Origin of the sequence: Rhizobium sp. P32RR-XVIII (assembly GCF_012641395.1) — a bacterium.
In the GTDB taxonomy this organism is placed as follows: Bacteria; Pseudomonadota; Alphaproteobacteria; order Rhizobiales; family Rhizobiaceae; genus Rhizobium.
Window position 1 is genome coordinate 1 of record NZ_JABAIH010000010.1, and the last position, 21,261, is coordinate 21,261.

Below are 21,261 nucleotides of genomic sequence, written 5' to 3' on the forward strand. Positions count from 1 at the left end.
AGACCAGCAAGAACGTCAAGGATCGTCTAAACGGCTCCGCGTCATCGACGAGATGGACTGTAAGGTCGTTCGCCATCAGTTGAGCTCTCCGGCAACGCGGGCGACAACGAGAAAGGAAACCTTCTCCATTGCCTGTGTGCGATATGCGAGCTTGTCCGCACGAGATGATAGCTCCGCCGGCCATCTTTGGACCGATGATCGGTGTAACATCGCGTAACCTCTATTGGAAATGGCTCGTCACCCAACATTGCGCGGTGGTCGGGAGGAGGTGGTCAATGGGAGTTGCACCTATCTCTATTTTCATTGATCCGGCTCAATGCCGCCGCTTTGCTGTTCGGCTAATTTGAACCAACGGGTACATGATCTTTCGAGGAGTAGCTGAAATGAGGAAGTTTGCCCCGGCCGCCGTTGGAATTGTGGCCGCTGCTGCGATGGTGATGCCGACGGTGATGCCTGTGAGCGCTCAACAAACGACTCGCCAGGAATACCGAAGGATGAATTGGGCCGAAAACCTGCCGGAAGCGGTCAGGACGTATCATGACAAGCGGTTCACGGTCATCAGCTACAGCAACGCACATGAAACCGGCCATCATCCGTCGCCTGGCACTGCACAGCAGGTGGAGGCAATCCGAGCTGCAGCTCGGGCAAACAAATGGCTCGTTGCGCAATTGAAGGCCAGGAAACTCACGCCGAGCAAAATCGAGTGGGTGACACGAGCCCGTAATGGCAACATGGTTTTCTACATAGATTGAGCGATAGCTGGTCTCGGAGGAGAAATCTTCTCCGACACATAGCGAGCGATCGTTGCAACATCCCCTGACAAGTGCGTTGCAGGCGTTCGTTTCGCTACAGCGAAACCTGGCTCGTGCGCTGGTCGACCGAGGACCGTGCCATCCAGGTGACCGAGTTATGGGCTGAGCCGTTCTCAGCCCAGACTGTCGCTCGTGCATCGTCGCGAGGTTTCCGGTGATGTGGAAGTCAATCATCGAAGCTCCATTGGAGCAGGATTTAGAACTCGCCGTGATCGACGAGGACGGAGTTCACGCTTTGGTTTTTCCGTGTCAGCGCAGGCCCGGCGCTTGGGTGAACGCCATGACTGGCGAAATTCTGGAGGTTCATCCGACCCATTGGCGCGCCTGGCTTGTTCAACAATTCCATGTGGTCAAAGTTCATTGACGCGAATAGACGCGGCCGCCTCGGGCGGTTTGTCAGCGGAGCACCAGATGCTGCACCGCACATTGCTTCCGATCAATGACATCGCCAACCGCGCCAACATAGTCTGGCCGGGTTCACGGGCGGCCGGATGTGGCCGCCATCCGGTAGGCTGCTTGCAGTGGAGAGGGTCATGCGCGGTTTCGGTGTTCACTCGGAGGTCGGAAAACTCAGGACCGTCATGGTCTGCAAACCGTCCTTGGCCCATCAGCGTCTGACGCCTGCCAATTGTCATGATCTGCTCTTCGATGATGTCCTCTGGGTTCATGAGGCGCAGAAGGATCATTATGATTTCGTCCTGAAGATGCAGGAAAGGGGCGTCGAGGTTCTCGAACTCCACGATCTGCTCGGCCAGACGCTCGCCGACAAACAGGCGCGCGATTTCGTGCTGGATCGCCGGATCACCCCAAACGTGCTTGGCTCGCAGATCGCGGAGGCGGTGCGCCCGTGGCTTGACGAAATGCCGGCCACGCAGCTCGCGGCATTCATGATCGGCGGCATCGCTATCTCCGATCTGCCTGACGTCAAGGCGAAGTCGTTGATGCTGAGTGCCTTAGCGGAGTCGGAATTCGTCATACCGCCGATCCCCAACACATTGTTCCAGCGCGATCCCTCCTGCTGGATTTATGGTGGCGTCACCTGCAATCCGATGTTCTGGCCCGCTAGGCGCGCGGAAACCCTGATCCAGCGTGCGATCTACAAGTTCCACCCATCTTTCCATGGCGGCGATTTCCAGATCTGGTGGGGCGATTCAGACCAGCAGTTTGCGAATGCCTCGATGGAGGGTGGGGACGTCATGCCGATTGGCAACGGCACCGTGCTGATTGGCATGGGCGAGCGCACGACCTATCAGGCCGTCGGGCAGGTGGCCCAGGCCCTGTTCAAGAGCAAGGCGGCAAAGAGGGTCATCGGCTGCCTGATGCCGAAGAGTCGCGCGGCGATGCATCTCGACACCGTTTTCAGTTTTTGCGACCGCGACGTCGTCACGCTGTTTGCCGAGGTGGTCGACCAGATCCGTTGCTACAGTATGCACCCGAAGGACGACGACGGCACGTTCGAGGTTCATCCCGAAAATCAGCCGATGCTCGATGTGGTCAGCGAAGCGCTTGGCTTGCCTCAACTGCGCGTCGTGGAGACCGGGGGCAACTCCTACCAAGCCGAACGCGAGCAATGGGACGACGGCAACAACGTCGTCGCGCTCGAGCCGGGCGTCGTCGTCGCCTACGACCGCAACACGCACACGAACACGCTTCTGCGCAAGGCGGGCATCGAAGTCATCACCATTCGCGGCTCAGAACTCGGCCGCGGCCGCGGCGGCGGACATTGCATGACCTGCCCCATATGGCGCGACCCCGCATACTGATGCCTCGCATCCATCAAAACAGACCCGACGGAGCAAGAAAATGAGTTTTACCGACGAATACCATCCGACGCAGATGCTCGCCGACGTGATGACCATGCGCGAACATAGCGACAAGCCGATCGCTGACATCAAATATGCCTATGTTGGCGACACGCGCTCGAACATGGGGCACTCGCTGTTGATCGTCGGCTGCCTGATGGGGATGGACGTGCGCATCTGTGGGCCCAAGTCGCTCTGGCCTTCGGAAGAATACATGAAGATCGCCAGGAATCTGCAGCAGAGGTCTGGTGCGCGTCTGCTGATCACCGAAGATCCCAAGGAAGCCGTGAAGGGCGTCGATTTCATCCATACGGACGTCTGGGTCTCGATGGGTGAGCCGAAGGAAGTCTGGCGCGAACGCATCAAGCTGCTCACGCCCTATCAGGTCAACGAAGACCTGATGAAGGCAACGGGTAATCCGCAGACGAAGTTCATGCATTGCCTGCCGGCGTTTCACGATACTGAGACGACATTGGGCAAGCAGATCGCAGAAGACTACGGCATGAGCAACGGCCTTGAGGTGACCGGCGAGGTCTTCGAGTCGGAGGCCAATGTCGCCTTCGAGCAGGCGGAAAACCGGCTGCACACGATCAAGGCGCTGCTTGTCGCTACCCTGGGAGATTAGGATGCGTGTGGTTATCGCGCTTGGCGGCAATGCCCTTCTCCGGCGCGGAGAAGCCATGACCGCGGATGTCCAGAGGCGGAACGCGCGCATCGCTGCGGAAGCGATCGCACCGCTGGCAGCCGAGCATCAGCTCATCATAACCCATGGCAATGGGCCGCAGGTGGGCCTCCTCGCGCTTCAGGGCGCGGCCTACGAGCCGGATGAAGCCTATCCGCTCGATGTTCTCGGCGCCGAAACCGAGGGTATGATCGGCTACATGCTCGAGCAGGAACTCGGCAATCTGCTGCCGTTCGAGCAACCGCTGGCGACGCTTCTGACCATGGTTGAGGTCGATGCCGACGATCCCGGTTTCCAGAATCCGACCAAGTTCGTCGGCCCGGTCTATGACAAGGCCGACGCCGATCGCATCGGCACGGAAAAAGGCTGGGTGTTCAAGCAGGACGGCGAGAAGTGGCGGCGCGTCGTTGCGTCGCCATTGCCGAAGCGCATCTTTGAGGTCCGCCCGGTACGGTGGCTGCCGGAACAGCGAACCATCGTCATTTGCGCTGGCGGCGGCGGCATTCCGACGATGTATGAAAAGGGTAGTGACCGGAAGCTGATCGGCGTCGAAGCCGTGATCGACAAGGATCTGTGCTCGGAGCTTCTGGCACGCGAGCTCGGTGCCGATCTTCTCGTCATGGCGACTGACGCCCAGGCCGTCTGCACCGACTGGGGCAAGCCATCTCAGAAGGCGATCCATAAGGCGCGTCCCGATGATCTCAAGCAGTTCTCCTTCCCTGCCGGCTCCATGGGGCCGAAGGTCGATGCCGCGTGCCATTTTGCTCAGGAAACCGGCAAGAGCGCGGCAATCGGAACCTTGGCTGACATTGCCAGGATGGTGCGCGGTGAGCGCGGGACGATCATCAGCAGCGGGTTCTCTGGCCTGACCTGGCACGCTTGAGCGTGCCAGGTTCCGCGATGACGTTATCCTGAGACGGCCGGGTGCGTTGCTGCACCCGCAGCCGTCTCTTTGCTGTCGACCGGTGCCGCGGCGTTTCGTCGTTGCCAGACGTAGACAGGAATGCCGAGCATGAGCAGCACGAGACCATAGAGCACTGGCTCGGCGCCGGACCCATAGAGGGTGAACATAGCGAAAATGAAACCGACAAGCTCGATCGCGGTCACGCGCGGCACCCGTCTTCCGTTGGTCACACGCGCCGCAACGAGGCTTCCGGCAAGCGAGCAGAAGGCATAGGGAACAACGGCCGTCATGGTACTCAGCCCGACCATCAGCCGATAGACTGCGGCGAAGCCCTCCGACCCGATAGCCTGGACCAGGACCAGCAGGGTCGCAAACGATGCCGAGACCACCATACCGATCGCCGGCACGCCGCGTGAGGAGAGCCGGGCAAAGAGAGGAGGGAACAGCCCGTCGCGAGCTGCCGCCATTGGAACCTGCCCCATCAGCAGCGTCCAGCCGTTTAGCGCGCCAATCGATGAGAGCACGACTGCGATCGAGATCGCCAGCTCGCCGCTGCGCCCCCACATGATTCCCGCTGCCTCGGAGAACGGCGCCACGGAACGCACGAGCTGCTCGCGAGGCACAAGGCCCATCACAACGATCGTGCCGAGCACATAAAGAGCCGCAGCGATGGAGATACCGAGCACCGTCGAACGAGGGATGGTTCGCTCCGCATCGCGGACATCGCCGGCGGGAACGGTCGCCGATTCCAGTCCAAGATAGGCAAACATGGTGAGCGGCGCCAATGCGGCGACCGACTGAAGCAGCGGCTGGCCGCTCGGGTTGAATTCGGAGAAATGAGACGTGTCGACGAAGAGAAGACCGATAATGGCGACCGCGCCGAAGGGAACCAGCTTGGCGTAAGTGGTGACCTGCGCAAAGACGCCGGCTGCGTGAACGCCGCGAAGATTGACGAGCACGATCGCCCATATCGCCCCAAGCGTCAGCAATGTCGCGGCAAAGCGGTTTCCTAGCGCTGGGAAGAGATCGATCATCACGCCGGCAAAAGCGATGGCGATCACAGGCAGCGATGTCCAGATGGAAATCCAGTAGCCCCAGGCGATCAGGAAGCCGGCAAAATCGCCATAGGCCAGCCGCGTATAGGCGTAGGGTCCGCCGACAGCCGGCACGAGACTGGCGAGCCGCGCGAATGTGAGACCGAGGCAGATTGCGCCGGCTCCCATGATGATCCAGACGACGATCGCGAGGTTGCCATATGGCGCGATCGCGGCCGGCGAAAGATAGAAGCCCGATCCCACCATATTGCCGACGACGATGGCGGTGCAGGCGGCAAGTCCGAGGCTTTTGCCATTCGGTGACGTCGTCATGAATTCCCCCTAAGAGGCCGTCTCCCTGGTGCCAACGGCGCCGTGGGCCGCCATCTCAAGCCCGATCTTCCCTCCAAAGATCGGGCGCTGCAATCCGGTTCAATGCGTAGTCGGCGCGCGCCTCAGACATCTTCACGATTGGCGTAGAGGCGCTAGAATGGCCACTGCTCAGTGGTGGGCCGCGTGGGGATGCCGATGTGGAACGAGCAGGGGTTTTTACGCATCTCGATTGCGGCCACCGTCGTGGTTGCCGCGCTCGGCGTCGTCTTCGGTATTCTTTCGGGCTCATTTTCCATTGCGTTCGATGGGATCTATTCGCTGGCGGATGCAGCGATGACCGGGCTTGCTCTATGGGTTTCGAGCCTGATCGTGAAATCGGCGCAGAGCGATGCTCAGTCGGGCAGAATTCGCAACCGTTTCACCATGGGCTTCTGGCATCTGGACCGATCGTCCTCATGCTCAACGGCTGCCTGCTGATGACGGTCGCGCTCTACGCGCTGATCAACGCGATCATCAGCATTCTCAGCGGCGGGCACGAACTCCATTTCGGCGTCGCGATCGCCTATTCCGCCGCGACGGTGGTCGTCTGCGTGGTCATGGCCGCCATAGGCATGAAACTGAACCGTACTTTGAAATCCGACTTCATCTCCCTCGACGTCAAAGCCTGGATCATGTCGGGCGGTATCGCCCTTGCCCTGCTGATTGCTTTTCTGATCGGCCTTGCGGTGCAGTCGACGCCGGTCGCCTGGGTCGCCAATTATGTGGACCCGGTGGTCTTGGGCCTGGTCTGCCTCGTGATGATTCCGCTTCCGATTGGCACGGTCTGGAAGGCGCTGACCGAAATCCTGCTGATTGCGCCGGTCGATCTCAAGGACCATGTCGATCATGTTGCTTCCGAGACGGTTCGCCGTCTCGGTTTCCTCTCTTACCGGGCCTATGTCGCACGCGTTGGCGGGCAACGCAGATCGAACTTTACTTCATCGTGCCTCAAGGACTTCCTCCGAAAACAGTGGAGGAATGGGATGCGCTTCGCGAAGAAATCGGCGACGCGATCGGGGATGAGAGCGCCAATCGCTGGCTCACGATTGCCTTCACCGCCGATGCGGAATGGGCCGAGTAGAGACGAGGGATCGTCTCCGCCGATTTCGAAAGGCTTTTGTTCCTATCTTGATTGCGATCAACGACGCCGCTTTATCCGGCGTGTACCATCCCCCGACCTGAGGCGCATGCGGCTGCGTGGCGGTCGCTGCCTTTTGACCATCGGGTTGTGGAGGGCGCATGGAGTTCCAAAAGGCATTTCCGATAGCCGTCATTGATGAGGATTTTGACGGCAAGAGTGCTGCTGGGCGCGGGATGCGCGATCTGGCGGCGGCGATCGAGAACGAGGGGTTCCGCATCGTTTCCGGTGTCTCCTATGAGGACGCGCGCCGTCTCGTGCATATCTTCAACACCGAATCCTGCTGGCTGGTTTCCGTCGACAGTACGGAGGACAAGATCTCGCGGTGGCAGGTGCTGGAAGAGGTTCTAAGCGCGAAGCGCGGGAAAAACGACCGGCTGCCGATCTTCCTATTCGGCGACGACACGACCGCCGAGGATGTCCCGGCCAGCGTGCTGCGTCACGCCAATGCCTTCCTGCGGCTGTTCGAAGATTCGGCGGAGTTCATGGCACGCGCCATCGTGCAGGCTGCGCGCAACTACCTCGACCGGCTGCCGCCGCCGATGTTCAAGGCGTTGATGGACTATACGCTCGAGGGTGCATATTCCTGGCATACGCCCGGCCACGGCGGCGGCGTCGCCTTCCGCAAGAGCCCGGTCGGGCAGCTCTTTTACACCTTCTTCGGCGAAAACACGCTCAGATCCGATATCTCCGTATCTGTCGGCAGCGTCGGTTCGCTGCTCGATCATGTCGGGCCGATCGCCGAGGGCGAACGCAACGCCGCCCGCATCTTCGGCACGGACGAGACGCTGTTCGTGGTCGGCGGCACGTCGACTGCAAACAAGATCGTATGGCACGGCATGGTCGGGCGCGGCGATCTCGTGCTTTGCGACCGCAACTGCCACAAGTCGATCCTGCACTCACTGATCATGACGGGCGCGACCCCCATCTATCTGACGCCGTCGCGCAACGGGCTCGGCATCATCGGCCCGATCTCGAAGGATCAGTTTACGCCCGAAGCAATCGCGCAGAAGATCGCCGCAAGTCCGTTTGCCGGTCAGACGAGTGGCAAGGTCCGGCTGATGGTCATGACCAACTCGACCTATGACGGGCTCTGCTACAATGTCGATGCCATCAAAGCATCACTGGGTGATGCGGTTGAGGTGCTGCACTTCGACGAGGCCTGGTACGCTTACGCCAATTTCCACGAGTTCTACGACGGCTTCCACGGCATCTCCTCCGCTCAGCCTGCGCGTTCGCAGAACGCCATTACCTTTGCCACGCACTCGACGCACAAGCTGCTCGCCGCGTTCTCGCAGGCGTCGATGATCCATATCCAGCATGCCGAGAACAAGCGCGTCGACATTACGCGCTTCAACGAAGCCTTCATGATGCACACCTCGACCTCGCCGCAATACGGCATCATTGCCTCCTGCGATGTCGCGGCCGCGATGATGGAGCAGCCGGCCGGGCGCGCGCTTGTGCAGGAGACGATTGACGAGGCAATCAGCTTCCGGCGTGCGATGAACGCGGTCAGAAAACAGACGGAAGGGAGCTGGTGGTTCGATGTCTGGGAGCCGACGGTTGCCGAACAGACGCCGAGTGACAATCACGAAGACTGGGTGCTGAAACCCGGCGACGGCTGGCACGGCTTTGCGGGCTTGGCCGAAAATCATGTGATGGTCGACCCCATAAAGGTCACCATCCTCTCGCCGGGACTGTCCGCAAACGGCACCATGCAGGAACACCGCATCCCGGCCGCCGTCGTCACGAAGTTTCTTTCCTCGCGCCGCATCGAAATCGAAAAGACCGGCCTCTACTCCTTCCTTGTTCTCTTCTCGATGGGGATTACCCGCGGCAAATGGAGCACGCTTGTCACCGAACTCTTCAATTTCAGAATCTTTATGATGCCAACGCGCCGCTGACGCGTGCGCTGCCGGCACTTGCCGCCGCGCATCCGGAAGCCTACGGCGGCATGGGGCTGAAGGATCTCTGCGAGCAGATCCATGCGATCTATCGCAGGGACGACGTGCCGAAGGCGCAGCGCGAGATGTACACGGTCCTGCCCGAGATGGCGTTGCGGCCGGCCGATGCGTATGACCGGCTCGTCAAGGGACAGATCGAGAGCGTTGAGATTGACGATCTCATGGATCGCGTGCTTGCCGTCATGATCGTTCCCTATCCGCCCGGCATTCCGTTGATCATGCCGGGCGAGCGGATCACGCAGTCGACGAAGTCGATCCAGGGTTACCTGCTCTACGCCCGTGATTTCGACCGCAAGTTTCCGGGCTTCGAAACCGACATTCACGGCCTGCGATTTGCCCCCGATAAAGACGGACGTCGGTACCTCGTCGACTGCATTGCAGAAGGACAGCAACAATGATCCCGCGCGATGTGAAGTCTCCGACCGTGGCCATACCGTTTCACAAGATGCTGAAGGTCGTAGCAGTTGTGGATCGCGGCAATCCGCAGGTGCAGGAGTTGCTCGCGCGGATTGCTGCCGAAAACTTCGAGGTGGAGTTGCGCGACGACTATTCCGCCGACGTCTCCGAGGATGCGTCCGTCGGCGCCTATATCGGCTCGGTCGAGGGTGGGCGCTTGGCGGATGCGCGCGCCTTCCTTCGCTCCGTCCGGGACGGCGGTTTCCGCACCCCGATCTGGGCGATGGCGGATGTGCTGACGATCGCGGACATGGATATCGTCGAGATGGCCGGCGAGGTGGATGGCTTCGTCTATCTCGGCCAGCAGACGCCCACATTCTATGCCAAGCAGATCATCTCCAGCCTGGTCAACTACGGCAAGTCGCTGCTGCCGCCGTTCTTTGGCGGCATGATGGCCTATGATGGTGAAGCCAACATCGCCTTCGATTGCCCTGGTCATCAGGGCGGGCAGTTCTATCGAAAATCACCGGCCGGGCAGCTCTTCTTCAAGTATTTCGGCGAGAGCATTTTCCGCAATGATCTCTGTAACGCCGACGTCGATCTTGGCGACCTGCTGATCCACGAGGGGCCCGCGGCGGAAGCTCAGAAGCAGGCGGCGCGCATCTTCGGTGCGGACCGCACTTACTTCATCCTGAATGGAACGAGCACCTCCAACAAAGTCGTCGCCAATGCGGTGCTGAGGGCCGGCGACCTTGTGCTCTTCGACCGCAACAACAAGTCTCTTCATCAGGGCGCTCTTGTACAGGCCGGCGCCATCCCGATTTATCTGCCCACAGCCCGCAATTCGTTCGGCATGATCGGAGCCGTCGATTGGGCGGCGTGGGATGAGACCTGGCTGCGGCAGCAGATTGAGGCGCATCCGCTCGTTGCCGACAAGAGCCGTGCCGCCGCCGACAGACCCTTCCGGCTCGCCTGTATCCAGCTCGCCGCTTATGACGGCACCATCTACAACGTGCGCCAGGTCATGGAGAAGATCGGGCATCTCTGCGACTATGTGCTCTGGGACGAGGCGTGGATCGGATACAACGCCTTTCATCCGCTCTTCGAGGGCCACAGCCCGATGCGCCTCAAGGATTTGCAGCCCGATATGCCGGGTCTCTTCTCGACGCAGTCGGTGCACAAGCAGGGCGCCGGTTTTTCGCAGGCCTCGCAGATCCACAAGCGGGACGAACATATTCGCGACCAGCGCAGGTTCATCGAGCACAAGCGCTTCAATGAATCCCTGCTGATGCACGTCTCGACATCGCCGTTCTACCCGCTCTTCGCCTCGCTTGACGTCAACGCCAAGGTGCACGAGGGCAACGCGGGCGAAATGCTCTGGGATCGCTGCATCGGATTGGGGATCGAGGTGCGCAAGAAGCTGCGCGGCTTCGTGCAGCACTATGAGACCAAGGCCGCAAATCCCGAGGAGCAGTGGTTCTTCGATCCCTTCGTGCCCGATAAGATCACGGTCTCCGGTTCGAAGCATACTGATGACATCGCTGAGACGCGGTGGGAGGATATCCCGACCGACGTGCTGAAGCGCGAGCAGCAGTGCTGGCGGTTCGATCCGGAGGCGAAGTGGCACGGCTATGCCGGCTATGCGCCTGGCTACACCATGGTCGATCCCAACAAGCTGACGCTGCTCACACCCGGCATCGATCGGAAGACGGGTGAATATCGCGAGTTCGGCATTCCGGCGACCGTGGTCGCCAATTATCTGCGCGAGCAGCGGGTCGTGGCGGAAAAGTGCGACCTGAACAGCCTGCTCTTCCTGCTCACGCCGGCGGAGGACGAGAGCAAGCTGAACACGCTCGTTGCCAAACTGGTGAAGTTCAAGAACCTCTGGGATCGCGACGCGCCGCTGCAAGAGGTGCTGCCGACCGTGTTTGCGGCCAATCGCGAGCGCTATGCGGGCTACACGGTTCGGCAGGTCTGCAAGGAGATGCATTCCTTCTACCGCAATGCCGGCGTCAAGGAATTGCAGCGCCTCTGCTTCCGCTCCGAGAGTTTTCCGGAGCCGGCGATTGCTCCCAAGCAGGCCTATGAAGCGCTCGTGGCCAACGATGTTGACTATGTGCCGCTGACAGAGGCCGCCGGCCGCATCTCGGCGACGCTGGCGCTGATCTATCCGCCGGGCATTGGCGTGATCGTGCCGGGAGAGCGCTGGGACGACAGGGCGCGTCCGATGCGGGACTATTTCCTGGCTTTCGAGGAGTCCTTCAACCGCTTCCCCGGCTTCAATTACGAAGTCCAGGGCGTGTTCCAGGAACGGGTCGATGGGCGCATCAAGTTCTATACGTATGTCGTGCGCGAGTAGGGACGGGAGGATTTCACCATGACCGATAACACGATGCATCTCGCGACCGAGGCCACGGCCAAGAAGAAAATGAACCTGGTGCAGCTCACCTTCATCGTCGCCGTCAACATGATGGGATCTGGCATCATTATGCTGCCGGCCAACATGGCGCAGGTCGGGGCGATCTCGCTGCTCTCCTGGCTGGTGACTGCAGTCGGCTCGATGGCGATCGCCTACGGATTTGCGCAGGCCGGACTGTTCAATCAGCGGCCGGGCGGCATGTCCGCCTATGCGGAGGATGCCTATGGAAAGGACGGCTACTTCCTGGTGTTCTTCCTGTATTTTCTCTCACTTGCCGTCGGCAATGTCGCAATCGGCATTTCTGCGGTGGGTTACCTCGCCGGGTTCTTTCCGGTACTGACGTCGACCCCCGTGATGACGTGCCTGGCCCTGGTCGTCCTCTTGTGGCTGACGACGGCTGCCAATTTCGGCGGTCCGCGCATAACCGGACGCATCGGCTCGGTCACCGTATGGGGCGTCATCATTCCCGTGGGGCTGCTTTCCATCATAGGTTGGTTCTGGTTCAGCTCCAGCACCTTCGCGGCCGCTTGGAATCCGAAGGGGTTGACGCTCGCCCAGGGGATGGGCTCAAGCATTTCCCTGACGCTCTGGGCCTTTCTCGGCATGGAGTCGGCGGCGCAAAATTCGGACGCTGTGGAGAATCCGAAGCGTGACGTGCCGCTTGCCTGCATGTTCGGCACGCTAGGAGCGGCCGTTATCTACATCCTGTCGACGACCGTCATCCAGGGGATTGTCCCCAATGCCGATCTCGCGGCGTCGACCGGGCCGTTCGCGCTTGCCTATGCCACCATGTTCAACCCGACGATCGGTTCGGTGATCATGGCGCTCGCCGTGCTGGCCTGCCTCGGCTCGCTTCTCGGCTGGCAGTTCACGATCGCGCAGACCGCACGTACGGCGGCTCAGGAAAGGATGTTTCCTGCCGTGTTCTCCCGCGTGAACGAGATGGGTGCGCCGGTCCGCGGCATGATTATCCTCGGCATCGTCCAGACATGCCTCGCTCTCATGACGATTTCGCCGACGCTCAGCGAACAGTTCTCGGCTCTGGTCAACCTCGCCGTCGTGACGAACGTCCTGCCCTACATCATCGCGCTGTCGGCGCTATTCGTCATGATGAAGGCTGCGGGCGTGCCGGAGGCGAAGTACCGGTTGAACGCCTTCATCGCCATGGTCGGCATGCTCTACAGCGTGTTTGCCATCTATGCCTCCGGCAAGGACGCGGTGCTTGGCGGTATGCTGGTGACAGGCATCGGTTTCATCATCTACGGCCTGATCGCACCTCGCTTCGTCAGCGGCGTGAATCGCGCACCGGCCGAGTAGCGCAGGGAGGACCAATCATGCCAACGAACAAAGGTCGCTGGACCGCAATAGTTGCCTCCATCTTCGTCGGGGCGATCGCATCGACCGCTTGGACGTCCGCTAACGCACAGACGCTGGACCGTATTCGCCAAAGCAGTTCGCTCAGGCTGGGGTACGACGCGGATGCGAGGCCGTTTTCGTTCAAGACTGAGCAGGGAGCGCCTGATGGCTATGCGGTCGCCCTCTGCAACAAGATTGCCGACAGCGTGAAGGCAGAGCTGAACCTGCCGCAGCTCAATGCCGAATGGGTTCCTCTTGCCGGTGATGCTCGGATGCGTGCCATACAGGATGGCATTGTAGATCTCGTCTGCGGAGCGGAGCCTGTAACGCTCAGCCGCAGGCAGGAAGTTTCATTCTCGATCCCCATTTTCCCGAGCGGCACCGGGGCCGTCGTCAGCACCAGCGCGCCACTGGCATTGCGCGAAGTCTTGGAATACGGCGAACCGTCGAGCCGTCCCGTCTGGCGCGGCGCGCCAGCCCGGACCATCCTTGAGCACAAGACGTTCTCGTCGGTCGCAGGCACGACAAGCGAGCGCTGGCTGTCCGACAAGATCAAGACCTTCCAGCTTGCCGCAACGACGACCCCGGTGGAGAGCTATCAGCAGGGGATCGAGCGTGTCCTCGATGGTCAATCGGCTGTGCTTTTCGGCGACATGCCTCTCTTGATGGACGCCGCTGCCCGCAGCGACAATTCCGGTAATCTCATCGTTCTGGAGCGCCATTTCACTTATGAACCGCTTGGCCTTGAACTGGCGCGCGGAGACGAGGACTTCCGCCTGTCCGTCGACCGCGCCCTCAGCCAGACCTATGCTTCGGATGGTTTCCGTACCTTCTTCGCAACATGGTTCGGCCCGCCCGACGAAGCGACCGTGACATTCTTCCGGCAGACAGCGCTGCCGGAATAGGCGCGTTTCTCACGACGTTCCGAATGCAACCGCGATGATTTGCCGGGGTGGCTCTGATCTCTCCGCTGCTGCCAGAAAAGCCGCTGTCTGATCGACCGCGGGTTATTGGGGCGGGCTTTTGCCCGGCCAATCAGAGTATCACAGCCATATTGTTGTTATAATGCCCTCGCTCCTCGTTCATCGAAGACACGCAGATCAGACGCTGCCGCCGCGAGGATGATTTCAGCGCCTGGCGCAATGGGGGCGGGGGAGCGATGTTCGACCGTCACCGGCTGGCGGTCGGCAAGCTGGCAGTAGAGGTATTGTGTTCCTCCGAGGTACTCCGAAAACTCGACGCTGGCGCGCAAGATGCCATCCACATCACTGGATGCGACGCGCAGATGTTCCGGGCGGACACCGAGGGTCACGCTGCCACCCGGTGCAAGACTTTTGCCGGAAACAGGCGTTTGCAGCGAATGTCCGCTGATGCCGATCTTGCCAGCGCCCCGCCACTCGGCGTTCAGCAGATTCATTCGCGGCGATCCTATGAAACCGGCGACGAAAGTGTTCGACGGGTTCTCGTAGATCTCGCGTGGCGTTCCGGCCTGTTCGACGCGTCCGTCGCGCAGCACGACGATTTTGTCGGCCAGGGTCATCGCCTCCGTCTGGTCGTGGGTTACGTAGATCATCGTGTTGCCGAGTTCGCGATGGAGGCGGGCGATTTCGATGCGCATCGAAACCCGCAGTTCCGCATCGAGATTGGATAGCGGTTCGTCGAAGAGGAACACCTCCGGCTTGCGGACGATCGCCCTGCCGATCGCTACGCGCTGGCGCTGGCCACCGGAAAGCTGGCCCGGCCGCCGGTCGAGAAGATGGTCGATCTTCAGGATCGCGGAGGCAGCCTTGACGCGGACCTCGATCTCCCCGCTGTCGGTATGCGCCATCTTGAGCCCAAAGGCGAGATTGTCGCGCACGCTCATATGCGGGTAGAGCGCGTAGGACTGGAAGACCATGGCGATGCCGCGCTCGGAAGGATCGAGATCGGTGACGGTTCGTCCCTTGATCTCGATCTCCCCGTCGGTGACCTCTTCCAGGCCTGCGATCATGCGCAGCAGCGTCGACTTTCCGCAGCCGGAAGGTCCCACGAAGACGACGAAGGAGCCTTCGTCGATCGAAAGGTCGATCCCATGGATCACATCCAGACTGCCGAAGCTCTTGCGTATCCCGGTCAGTACGACGCCGGTATCAGCCATCTTATTCACCACGCACTTCGCCCGCTCTCACCCATACCAGCATCTCGCCGGGCGCGCGATTGTCCCAGAAGGGATAGGGCACGAAGCGGGCGGTCGTCTTCTTCGCCTTCGGCGGGGAGGTCCGGTAAAGCGCCGGTCCCCAATCGGCCTCGTCTCGCGTAACCGGTACGTCAAGCGCGATCGCACCGCCCATCCCTTCGATCTCATCGGTCTTGGCGGCGGTGACATCGGATGCAATCCTGATGCCGTTCAGGCCAGCGCCGTTGTCGGTTTCCTCGACGCAATAAACGAGCGGCCCGCGCATGACGGCCGTGCGGCCGGCATCCTGCCGGACCAGCGGATTGGCGAAGAGCGTGCGGGCAACCAGCGGAATGTCGAGGTCGACATGATCGCCGGCCTTCCATTCGCGTTCGATGCGGGCATAGCCGTCGACCGTGACGCCAGCGAGATCGAACGCCTCGCCGTTGACTTTGAGTGTGGCGCCGTCAGCCCATTCCGGAATGCGAAGGGAAAGCGCAAACCGCGACGGGTTGTCGGGCGACACGTCGATGCGGATCGCGCCCTTCCAGGGATAGCGGGTCTTCTGGGAAAGTTCGACCTTCGCACCGGCGAGCTCGAAGCGGGCCTTGCTTTCACCGTAGAGGTGCACGGCGATCTCGTCTTCGGCAACCGCATACATGTAGGAGCCGACGGAAGCGAGCAGGCGGGCGATGTTCGGCGGGCAGCAGGGGCAATGGTGCCAGATCCACCGATGGTGCTTACCGACGCTTTCCAGCGGGTTTTCGTAGAAGAACCGCGTGCCGTCGAGCGAGAGACCGGCCATGGCGCCGTTATAGAGGGCCTGTTCCATGATGTCGGCATAGCGCCGGTTCGGGCCGCGGCCCAGCATGCGGCTCGCCCAGAAGACGAGGCCGACAGAGGCGCAGGTCTCGGCATAGGCGCTCTCGTTCGGCAGGTCGTAATAGTCGGTGAAGCCTTCGTTGGATGCCGCCGGCCCGATGCCGCCGGTGATGTACATCTGCTTGGTGGTGAGATCGTCCCAGAGCGTTTCGAGCGCTGCGGTCAGCGTGTCGTCGTTATATTCGGTCGCGATATCGGCCATGCCGGCATAGAGATACATGGCGCGCACCGCGTGCCCCACCACCTTCGTCTGTTCGCGCACCGGCAGATGCGCCTGACCATATTCATAGGTCTTCTGATGGAAATCGGCGGCGCTGCGGCCGTCGCGGATTGCCTCCTCGGTGAAGAAATGCGGCTCCTTACCGCGTTCATCGATGAAGAATTTCGAAAGATCGAGATATTTCTTTTCGCCCGTCACGCGCGCCAGCTTGACCAGTGCAAGCTCGATCTCCTCATGGCCGCAGTAGCCGGGGATCTTCCCGGGGCCGTGGCCGAAGATCTTGATCATGTAGCCGGCAAAGCGGCTCATGATGTCGAGCAGCTTCCGCTTGCCGGTTGCCTGGTAATAGGCGACGGCGCCCTCTATAAGATGGCCGGCGCAATAGAGCTCGTGGTGGTCGCGCAGGTTTGTCCAGCGGCGGTCCGGCTGGACGCGCTGGAACCAGGCGTTCAGATAGCCGTCTTCATCCTGCAGCTTCTCGTACATGTCGATGATCTGGTCAACGCGGGCTTCGAGCTTTGGGTTCGGGCGACGGTAGAGAGAGTAGGCGACGGTCTCGATCGATTTGCCAAGATCGCTGTCCCAGAACATCTGCGTCGTGCCGCCCCAGGGGCCGATCGGAATGACAACGCCGGGGCTTGGCTGGTTCACGTCGATGGCACGCAACATTCCGGCCTCGACGCAGCGGTCGAGCAGCGTCTCGGCAGTCGAGTCGCAGATAGCATCCTGCCGGTCTCCGAAAAGCCCCTGTAACTCGACGCTCGGAACGGGCAGGGGGCGGAACTGGCGGTCTCTCTTCAGCTTGTTCATGGCTTCATCCATTTCGTTGAAAGATCATCATTTCACCGCGCCGGCCATCAGCCCGCGCATGTAGTAGCGTTGCAGGAGCAGGAAGACGATCAGGCAGGGGATCGTCATGACGATGACGCCGGCCTGGACCGCTCCCCAGTTGACCGCGCCGAGCCGGCCGGCACGAACTGCCGTCATCAGGACCGGCAGCGTGTATTTCTCGTTGCTGGAGAGCAGCACGAGGGCGGCCAGGAATTCGTTCCAGGCATTCAGGAAGGCAAAGATCGCAACCGTCGCGACACCCGGAAGCACCAGCGGCAGAAGCACCCGGGCAAGCAGCCTGAGGTCGCGGGCGCCATCGATGCGCGCCGCCTCCTCGATCTCCTTCGGCACGGCGTCGAAGGCGTTGCGCATCATGAAGACGGAGAATGGAAGCTGCAGCGTCACGTAGACGAGTGTCAGCCCGAGCAGCGAATTGTTGAGGCCGAGCCTGGCGAGGATGATGAAGAGGGGCGTCAGGATCGACTGGAACGGGATCATCAGCGTGGCGATGATCAGCACGAAGAGGGCGTTCTTCAGCGGGAAGCGGTAGCGGGAGAAGCCGTAGCCGGCGAGCAGGCTCACGGCGACGGTCAGGACCACCGTTGCCAGCGAGACGAAAAGCGAATTGACCATATGCCGCCAGATGCCGGCACCGAAGCTGTCGAGCACGGCATAGGCATCGAAGCTCACGCCGGTCGTCGGCCATGGGGGCAGGGGCGGCAGGCCGGACTCCGTCCCGTGCCGGAAGGAGGCAAGCAGGGTGATGACGAAGGGCGCCAGGAAGAAGATCGAAATGGCGATACCAATCACATGATAGGCGGAGGCGGCGCGGCGGGCCTTGCGGGCGCGTCTTTCCTTGGTTGAGATCATGGCCTTTCCTCCCCGACCCGCAACAGCCAGAGCTGCACGATGCTGATCGCGACAAGGATGGCGAGCAGGGCGATCGAGAGTGCCGCGCCATAGCCGAGATTGAAGGACACGAAGGACTGGTTGAAGATGTAGTAGACGACCGAGATCATCTTGTTCTGCGGCCCGCCTGACGTCATGATGTAGAACTGGTCGAATGCGAGGATCGAGCCGGTGACGGAGACGATGAGCGCCAGCGCGATCGTGCGGCGCATCAGCGGCAGCGTCAGGTGCCTGAACCGCTGCCAGCGACCGGCGCCGTCGATGCGCGCGGCCTCCGTCAGCTCCGCCGGGATCGCCTGCAGGCCGGTGAGCAGGATGATCATCGTGAAGCCCGCAATCTTCCAGACCACCATCACGATGATCGTCAGGAAGGCGGTATCAAAGCTCGCCATGATGTTCGGGCTGCGCTCGACGATGCCGAGCGCGCGCAGAGCCGGACCGAAGAAGCCGCTATCGACATTGGCGAGCCACACCCAGAGCAGCGATGCGGTGGCAAGGCCGACGACGACCGGCAGGAAGATGATGGTGCGATAGGTGCCGACGAAGCGGCGTTGCCGCTCGACGAAGAGCGCCAGAGGAAAGGCGACGGCGAAGATCGCAATGGTGACGATCACCGTATAATAGGCCGTGAAATTGAGCGCGGCCATGAAACGGCCGTCGTTTAACATGCGGGTATAGTTAGCCAGGCCGATCCAGCGAGAGACGCCCATCAGCGGCCAGTTGTGCAGGCTCATCCAGCCGGTGAAGAGCACTGGCATGACGAAGAAGACGATGACGAGCGCCATGGCCGGCGCAATATAGAGAAGGCCGCGCCACTGCGACTTCCGCCGTCTTCGGGCTGCGCGTATGGGCTGCGCACCGGAACCGGTCATCGAAACCTCCGCATTTCATGATGTCGATCAGTCAAGGGGTCGGCCGGGGAACTGCCACCGCTCCCCGGCCACGGCCGGGAGAGATTATTGGCCGCTGTCTATGATCGACTGCATCTCGGATTGTGCATTCGAGAAGGCTCCATCGACATCGTCGCCGTAGATCGCGGCATTGGTGAATGTCGCCCAGGGACCGTTGGCGCTGTTGATGAGATCGTTGAACTGCAGCGTATAGGGCGTCTTGGCAACGGCGATCGCCTTCAGCCCCACCTGCATCCGCGGATCGAGGCCTGCGAGCACCTGCTCGGCTATGTCGCCGCGCGTCGGCAGGCTGCCGTATTTCGCCATGACCTTCTGGCCGTCCATGGAATAGATGTATTCGAGGAATTCCTTCACGGCGTCGAGCCTCTTCGTGCCCTTGGTGATGACGAAGTTATCGCCGCCCGCAAAGGAAGAAGGCTTGCCGTCGACGCTGGGGATCAGCGTCACGCCGAAGTTGATCTCGGGATGCTGGGTCACCAGGGTGCCGATCGCGAAGGCGCCGAGGCTCTGCTGCCCGATCTTGCCGTTCGGGAAAGTCAGGAAGTTCACGCCATTGTCGCTTGCCGCACCTGCCGGCACGAGGTCCTTCTTGACCATGTTGCGATAGATATCGACTGCCTTGCGCATCTGCGGCGTATCGAGCGTCGCCGTCTTGCCGTCCTCCGAGAGGATATCGGCGCCCGCACCCCAGACCAGTGGCGTGAACGTGAAGATCATGCAACCGCCGCAGCTGCCGCCGGAGAAATAGAAGCCGTAGGTATCGTCGCCGAGCTTGCGGATTTTCTCTGCGTTGGCCGTAATCTCTTCCCATGTGGCCGGTGCCTTTTCAGGATCGAGCCCGGCCTTCTTGTAGAGATCCTTGTTCCAGGCGAAGACCGAGGTCTCGACCGAGAGCGGCAGACCGTAGATGCGGTCCTGGTAGGTGCCGAGGCGCACATGCGAGGGCGAAAGCGAATTGAAATAGGGAAGCTGCTTGGCCCAGTCGGTGAGATCCTCGAGCTGGCCGGCGGCGGCAAAGGCCGGTGTGTAGATCAGATCCATCGACAGTGCATCGGGCGCCTGGCCGCCGGCGATCGCGGTCGCATATTTCTGTACCAGTTCACTGAAGGGCACTTCGGTCGCGACGACCTGGTTCTCGTGGCTGGTGTTGTAGGCCTCGACGACCTTCTTGAAGGCATCGCCGATGCCGGTCCGGACCCACATCTCGATTTTTTCGGCTGCCGAGGCGCCGGACGCCAGGCAGAGGGTGGCAACGCTCGTCGCCAGCAAAAGACGCTTGATCATGGCACTCCTCCCAATATGGCGCGTCTCCTTCGCGCCGTTGCTATATTCCGAGGGTGTCCCCCCCGCATGACTGCCGCACGATAAGCCGGCACGGCAATTTCCTGATGCCGGGCTCCACCGTCCGGCCTTCCGCCAGGGCAAGAACCGTAAGCCCCGCCTGACGTCCCAATTCCTTCAATTCCATGTCCACCGTCGTCAGCGGCGGCCGCGTCTGGGCCGCGACGATCTCCCAATTGTCGAAGCCGACAACCGAGACGTCCTGCGGAACCTTGAGGCCTCTCTCTCGCAGGGCATCGATGACGCCCCGCGCGATCTGATCGTTGCCGCAGAAGATCCCATCCGGTTTCTCCGCAACACGGCTCCATATCGCCGCTATCGCATCGTGGCCCCAGCTCTCGGACCAGACGCCAGACATGACTTCCGCATCCCGACCGACGATCGCCCGGTAGGAGGCCGCACGCTCCCGAACCGAAAAGAAATCCTCGGGCCCGGTGATATGGACGATCCGTCGCCGTCCAAGCTTGCGCAGCCACTCGACCGCCAGCCTGGCACCCTGCTCGTCATCCGACCGGAAGGTCACGCTATTCGGCGCTCCTTCCGTGAAGGCGTAGACGACCGGCACATGCAAATTGGACAAATCGACCGGCAACCGTCTGTCAAGACGCTTTCCCGTCGCGATTATTCCGTCCACCTGTTTGTCGAGCATAGCCTCGACATGAATCTGGCCGAGAGCGGGATCGTCTTCGATCGCGCACAGGAAAACCGAAACGCCGTGATCGACGAGAGCCTCGGATATGCCCGCCATGACCGGCAGCGTGAAGCGGCCGTAAGTGTCGTTCGTCAGGAGTCCGATCGTGAAGCTCCGCTTGCTGAGGAGACCCCTTGCCAAGGCATTCGGCCGGTATCCGATCTCCGCGGCGATACGCTTCACGCGTTCGCGCGTGTCATCGGTCATTCGGCCGGTATCGTTCAGCGCTTTCGATGCCGTCGATATGCTAATTCCGGCAGCCCTTGCCACTTCGTGAATGGTGGTCCTGCCTGTTTTTTTCCCCGTGAGTATTAGCTGCTCCTCCGTCGCACCCGACATGAGAAAAGCTTTTACCATGGCACTTGTCAAGCGGGAAAAGGTTTTCTCGCGAGGTGGGTGGGATGCGAAGGAGAGCAGCTTGCAGCTCCTCGTCCTCAAAGGC

General features: G+C 61.1%; 14 protein-coding genes and 3 pseudogenes. 10 read left to right on the forward strand and 7 right to left on the reverse strand.

The features are described 5' to 3' along the window. Window positions 1–383 precede the first annotated feature (383 nt). The 5 genes and pseudogenes from HGP14_RS24100 (at window position 384) to arcC (ending at window position 4,179) form a co-directional block, all read left to right on the forward strand. On the forward strand, window positions 384–752 hold the full coding sequence (locus HGP14_RS24100; protein ID WP_246704569.1) for a hypothetical protein: 369 nt from the start codon (window positions 384–386) through the stop codon (window positions 750–752). 217 nt (window positions 753–969) lie between these two features. Then, window positions 970–1,176 carry a hypothetical protein gene (locus HGP14_RS24105; protein ID WP_168832397.1) on the forward strand — a complete coding sequence of 69 codons (207 nt, stop codon included), beginning with the start codon at window positions 970–972 and terminating at the stop codon, window positions 1,174–1,176. A 169-nt stretch (window positions 1,177–1,345) separates the two neighbouring features. Further along, the gene (gene arcA, locus HGP14_RS24110) at window positions 1,346–2,575 is read left to right on the forward strand and encodes an arginine deiminase (RefSeq protein WP_168832398.1); all 1,230 of its coding nucleotides are present in this window, start codon (window positions 1,346–1,348) and stop codon (window positions 2,573–2,575) included. Window positions 2,576–2,624: 49 nt separating this feature from the next. Next, a pseudogene (locus HGP14_RS24115) lies at window positions 2,625–3,239 on the forward strand (ornithine carbamoyltransferase subunit F); the annotation flags it as partial. A 1-nt stretch (window position 3,240) separates the two neighbouring features. Continuing rightward, window positions 3,241–4,179 (forward strand): carbamate kinase, encoded by a 939-nt coding sequence (gene arcC, locus HGP14_RS24120; RefSeq protein WP_168832400.1) that lies wholly within the window; start codon window positions 3,241–3,243, stop codon window positions 4,177–4,179. A gap of 23 nt (window positions 4,180–4,202) precedes the next feature. Here arcC and HGP14_RS24125 read toward each other — a convergent pair whose 3' ends face one another. After that, window positions 4,203–5,567 carry an amino acid permease gene (locus HGP14_RS24125; protein ID WP_168832401.1) on the reverse strand — a complete coding sequence of 455 codons (1,365 nt, stop codon included), beginning with the start codon at window positions 5,565–5,567 and terminating at the stop codon, window positions 4,203–4,205. A 195-nt stretch (window positions 5,568–5,762) separates the two neighbouring features. Here HGP14_RS24125 and HGP14_RS24130 point away from each other — a divergent pair. The 5 genes and pseudogenes from HGP14_RS24130 (at window position 5,763) to HGP14_RS24150 (ending at window position 13,784) form a co-directional block, all read left to right on the forward strand. Continuing rightward, a pseudogene (locus HGP14_RS24130) lies at window positions 5,763–6,883 on the forward strand (cation diffusion facilitator family transporter). Continuing rightward, window positions 6,846–9,106 (forward strand): annotated as a pseudogene (locus tag HGP14_RS24135) (Orn/Lys/Arg decarboxylase N-terminal domain-containing protein). Before HGP14_RS24130 ends, HGP14_RS24135 begins: the two co-directional pseudogenes overlap by 38 nt. Beyond that, complete coding sequence (gene speC / locus HGP14_RS24140) at window positions 9,103–11,463, forward strand: ornithine decarboxylase (RefSeq protein WP_168832402.1); 2,361 nt, start codon at window positions 9,103–9,105, stop codon at window positions 11,461–11,463. The pseudogene HGP14_RS24135 and the gene speC overlap by 4 nt, the downstream one beginning before the upstream one ends. Window positions 11,464–11,481: 18 nt before the next feature. After that, complete coding sequence (potE, locus tag HGP14_RS24145; RefSeq protein ID WP_168832403.1) at window positions 11,482–12,840, forward strand: putrescine-ornithine antiporter; 1,359 nt, start codon at window positions 11,482–11,484, stop codon at window positions 12,838–12,840. 17 nt (window positions 12,841–12,857) lie between these two features. After that, on the forward strand, window positions 12,858–13,784 hold the full coding sequence (locus HGP14_RS24150; RefSeq protein WP_168832404.1) for an amino acid ABC transporter substrate-binding protein: 927 nt from the start codon (window positions 12,858–12,860) through the stop codon (window positions 13,782–13,784). 155 nt (window positions 13,785–13,939) lie between these two features. On the opposite strand, the gene HGP14_RS24155 is transcribed toward HGP14_RS24150, so the two are convergent. The 6 genes from HGP14_RS24155 to HGP14_RS24180 all read right to left on the reverse strand — a co-directional run bounded on the left by HGP14_RS24155 (window position 13,940) and on the right by HGP14_RS24180 (window position 21,176). Then, entirely contained in the window at window positions 13,940–15,016 is a 1,077-nt protein-coding gene (locus HGP14_RS24155; protein WP_168832405.1) for an ABC transporter ATP-binding protein, read from the reverse strand. A 1-nt stretch (window position 15,017) separates the two neighbouring features. After that, window positions 15,018–16,946, reverse strand: coding sequence for a glycoside hydrolase family 127 protein (locus HGP14_RS24160; RefSeq protein WP_168832406.1), 1,929 nt, complete (start codon window positions 16,944–16,946; stop codon window positions 15,018–15,020). Between the two features lie 27 nt (window positions 16,947–16,973). Next, a complete protein-coding gene (locus HGP14_RS24165) occupies window positions 16,974–17,837 on the reverse strand; it encodes a carbohydrate ABC transporter permease (protein WP_168832407.1) in 864 nt (287 codons plus the stop codon). Next, window positions 17,834–18,748: a carbohydrate ABC transporter permease gene (locus tag HGP14_RS24170; protein WP_168832408.1), complete on the reverse strand. Its 915-nt coding sequence runs from the start codon at window positions 18,746–18,748 to the stop codon at window positions 17,834–17,836. The genes HGP14_RS24165 and HGP14_RS24170 overlap by 4 nt, the downstream gene beginning before the upstream one ends. An 84-nt stretch (window positions 18,749–18,832) precedes the next feature. Then, a complete protein-coding gene (locus HGP14_RS24175; protein WP_168832409.1) occupies window positions 18,833–20,071 on the reverse strand; it encodes an ABC transporter substrate-binding protein in 1,239 nt (412 codons plus the stop codon). A 40-nt stretch (window positions 20,072–20,111) separates the two neighbouring features. Beyond that, the gene (locus HGP14_RS24180; protein ID WP_168832410.1) at window positions 20,112–21,176 is read right to left on the reverse strand and encodes a LacI family DNA-binding transcriptional regulator; all 1,065 of its coding nucleotides are present in this window, start codon (window positions 21,174–21,176) and stop codon (window positions 20,112–20,114) included. Between the last annotated feature and the right edge of the window lie 85 nt (window positions 21,177–21,261).

Excerpts from the sequence above, each read along its gene's own strand:
- HGP14_RS24155 (WP_168832405.1), bottom strand. The coding sequence starts at position 15,016 with ATGGCTGATACCGGCGTCGTACTGACCGGGATACGCAAGAGCTTCGGC.
- potE (WP_168832403.1), top strand. The coding sequence starts at position 11,482 with ATGACCGATAACACGATGCATCTCGCGACCGAGGCCACGGCCAAGAAG.
- HGP14_RS24165 (WP_168832407.1), bottom strand. The coding sequence starts at position 17,837 with ATGATCTCAACCAAGGAAAGACGCGCCCGCAAGGCCCGCCGCGCCGCC.
- HGP14_RS24125 (WP_168832401.1), bottom strand. The coding sequence starts at position 5,567 with ATGACGACGTCACCGAATGGCAAAAGCCTCGGACTTGCCGCCTGCACC.
- HGP14_RS24175 (WP_168832409.1), bottom strand. The coding sequence starts at position 20,071 with ATGATCAAGCGTCTTTTGCTGGCGACGAGCGTTGCCACCCTCTGCCTG.
- HGP14_RS24170 (WP_168832408.1), bottom strand. The coding sequence starts at position 18,748 with ATGACCGGTTCCGGTGCGCAGCCCATACGCGCAGCCCGAAGACGGCGG.
- arcA (WP_168832398.1), top strand. The coding sequence starts at position 1,346 with ATGCGCGGTTTCGGTGTTCACTCGGAGGTCGGAAAACTCAGGACCGTC.
- HGP14_RS24105 (WP_168832397.1), top strand. The coding sequence starts at position 970 with ATGTGGAAGTCAATCATCGAAGCTCCATTGGAGCAGGATTTAGAACTC.
- HGP14_RS24160 (WP_168832406.1), bottom strand. The coding sequence starts at position 16,946 with ATGAACAAGCTGAAGAGAGACCGCCAGTTCCGCCCCCTGCCCGTTCCG.
- arcC (WP_168832400.1), top strand. The coding sequence starts at position 3,241 with ATGCGTGTGGTTATCGCGCTTGGCGGCAATGCCCTTCTCCGGCGCGGA.
- HGP14_RS24180 (WP_168832410.1), bottom strand. The coding sequence starts at position 21,176 with ATGGTAAAAGCTTTTCTCATGTCGGGTGCGACGGAGGAGCAGCTAATA.
- speC (WP_168832402.1), top strand. The coding sequence starts at position 9,103 with ATGATCCCGCGCGATGTGAAGTCTCCGACCGTGGCCATACCGTTTCAC.
- HGP14_RS24150 (WP_168832404.1), top strand. The coding sequence starts at position 12,858 with ATGCCAACGAACAAAGGTCGCTGGACCGCAATAGTTGCCTCCATCTTC.
- HGP14_RS24100 (WP_246704569.1), top strand. The coding sequence starts at position 384 with ATGAGGAAGTTTGCCCCGGCCGCCGTTGGAATTGTGGCCGCTGCTGCG.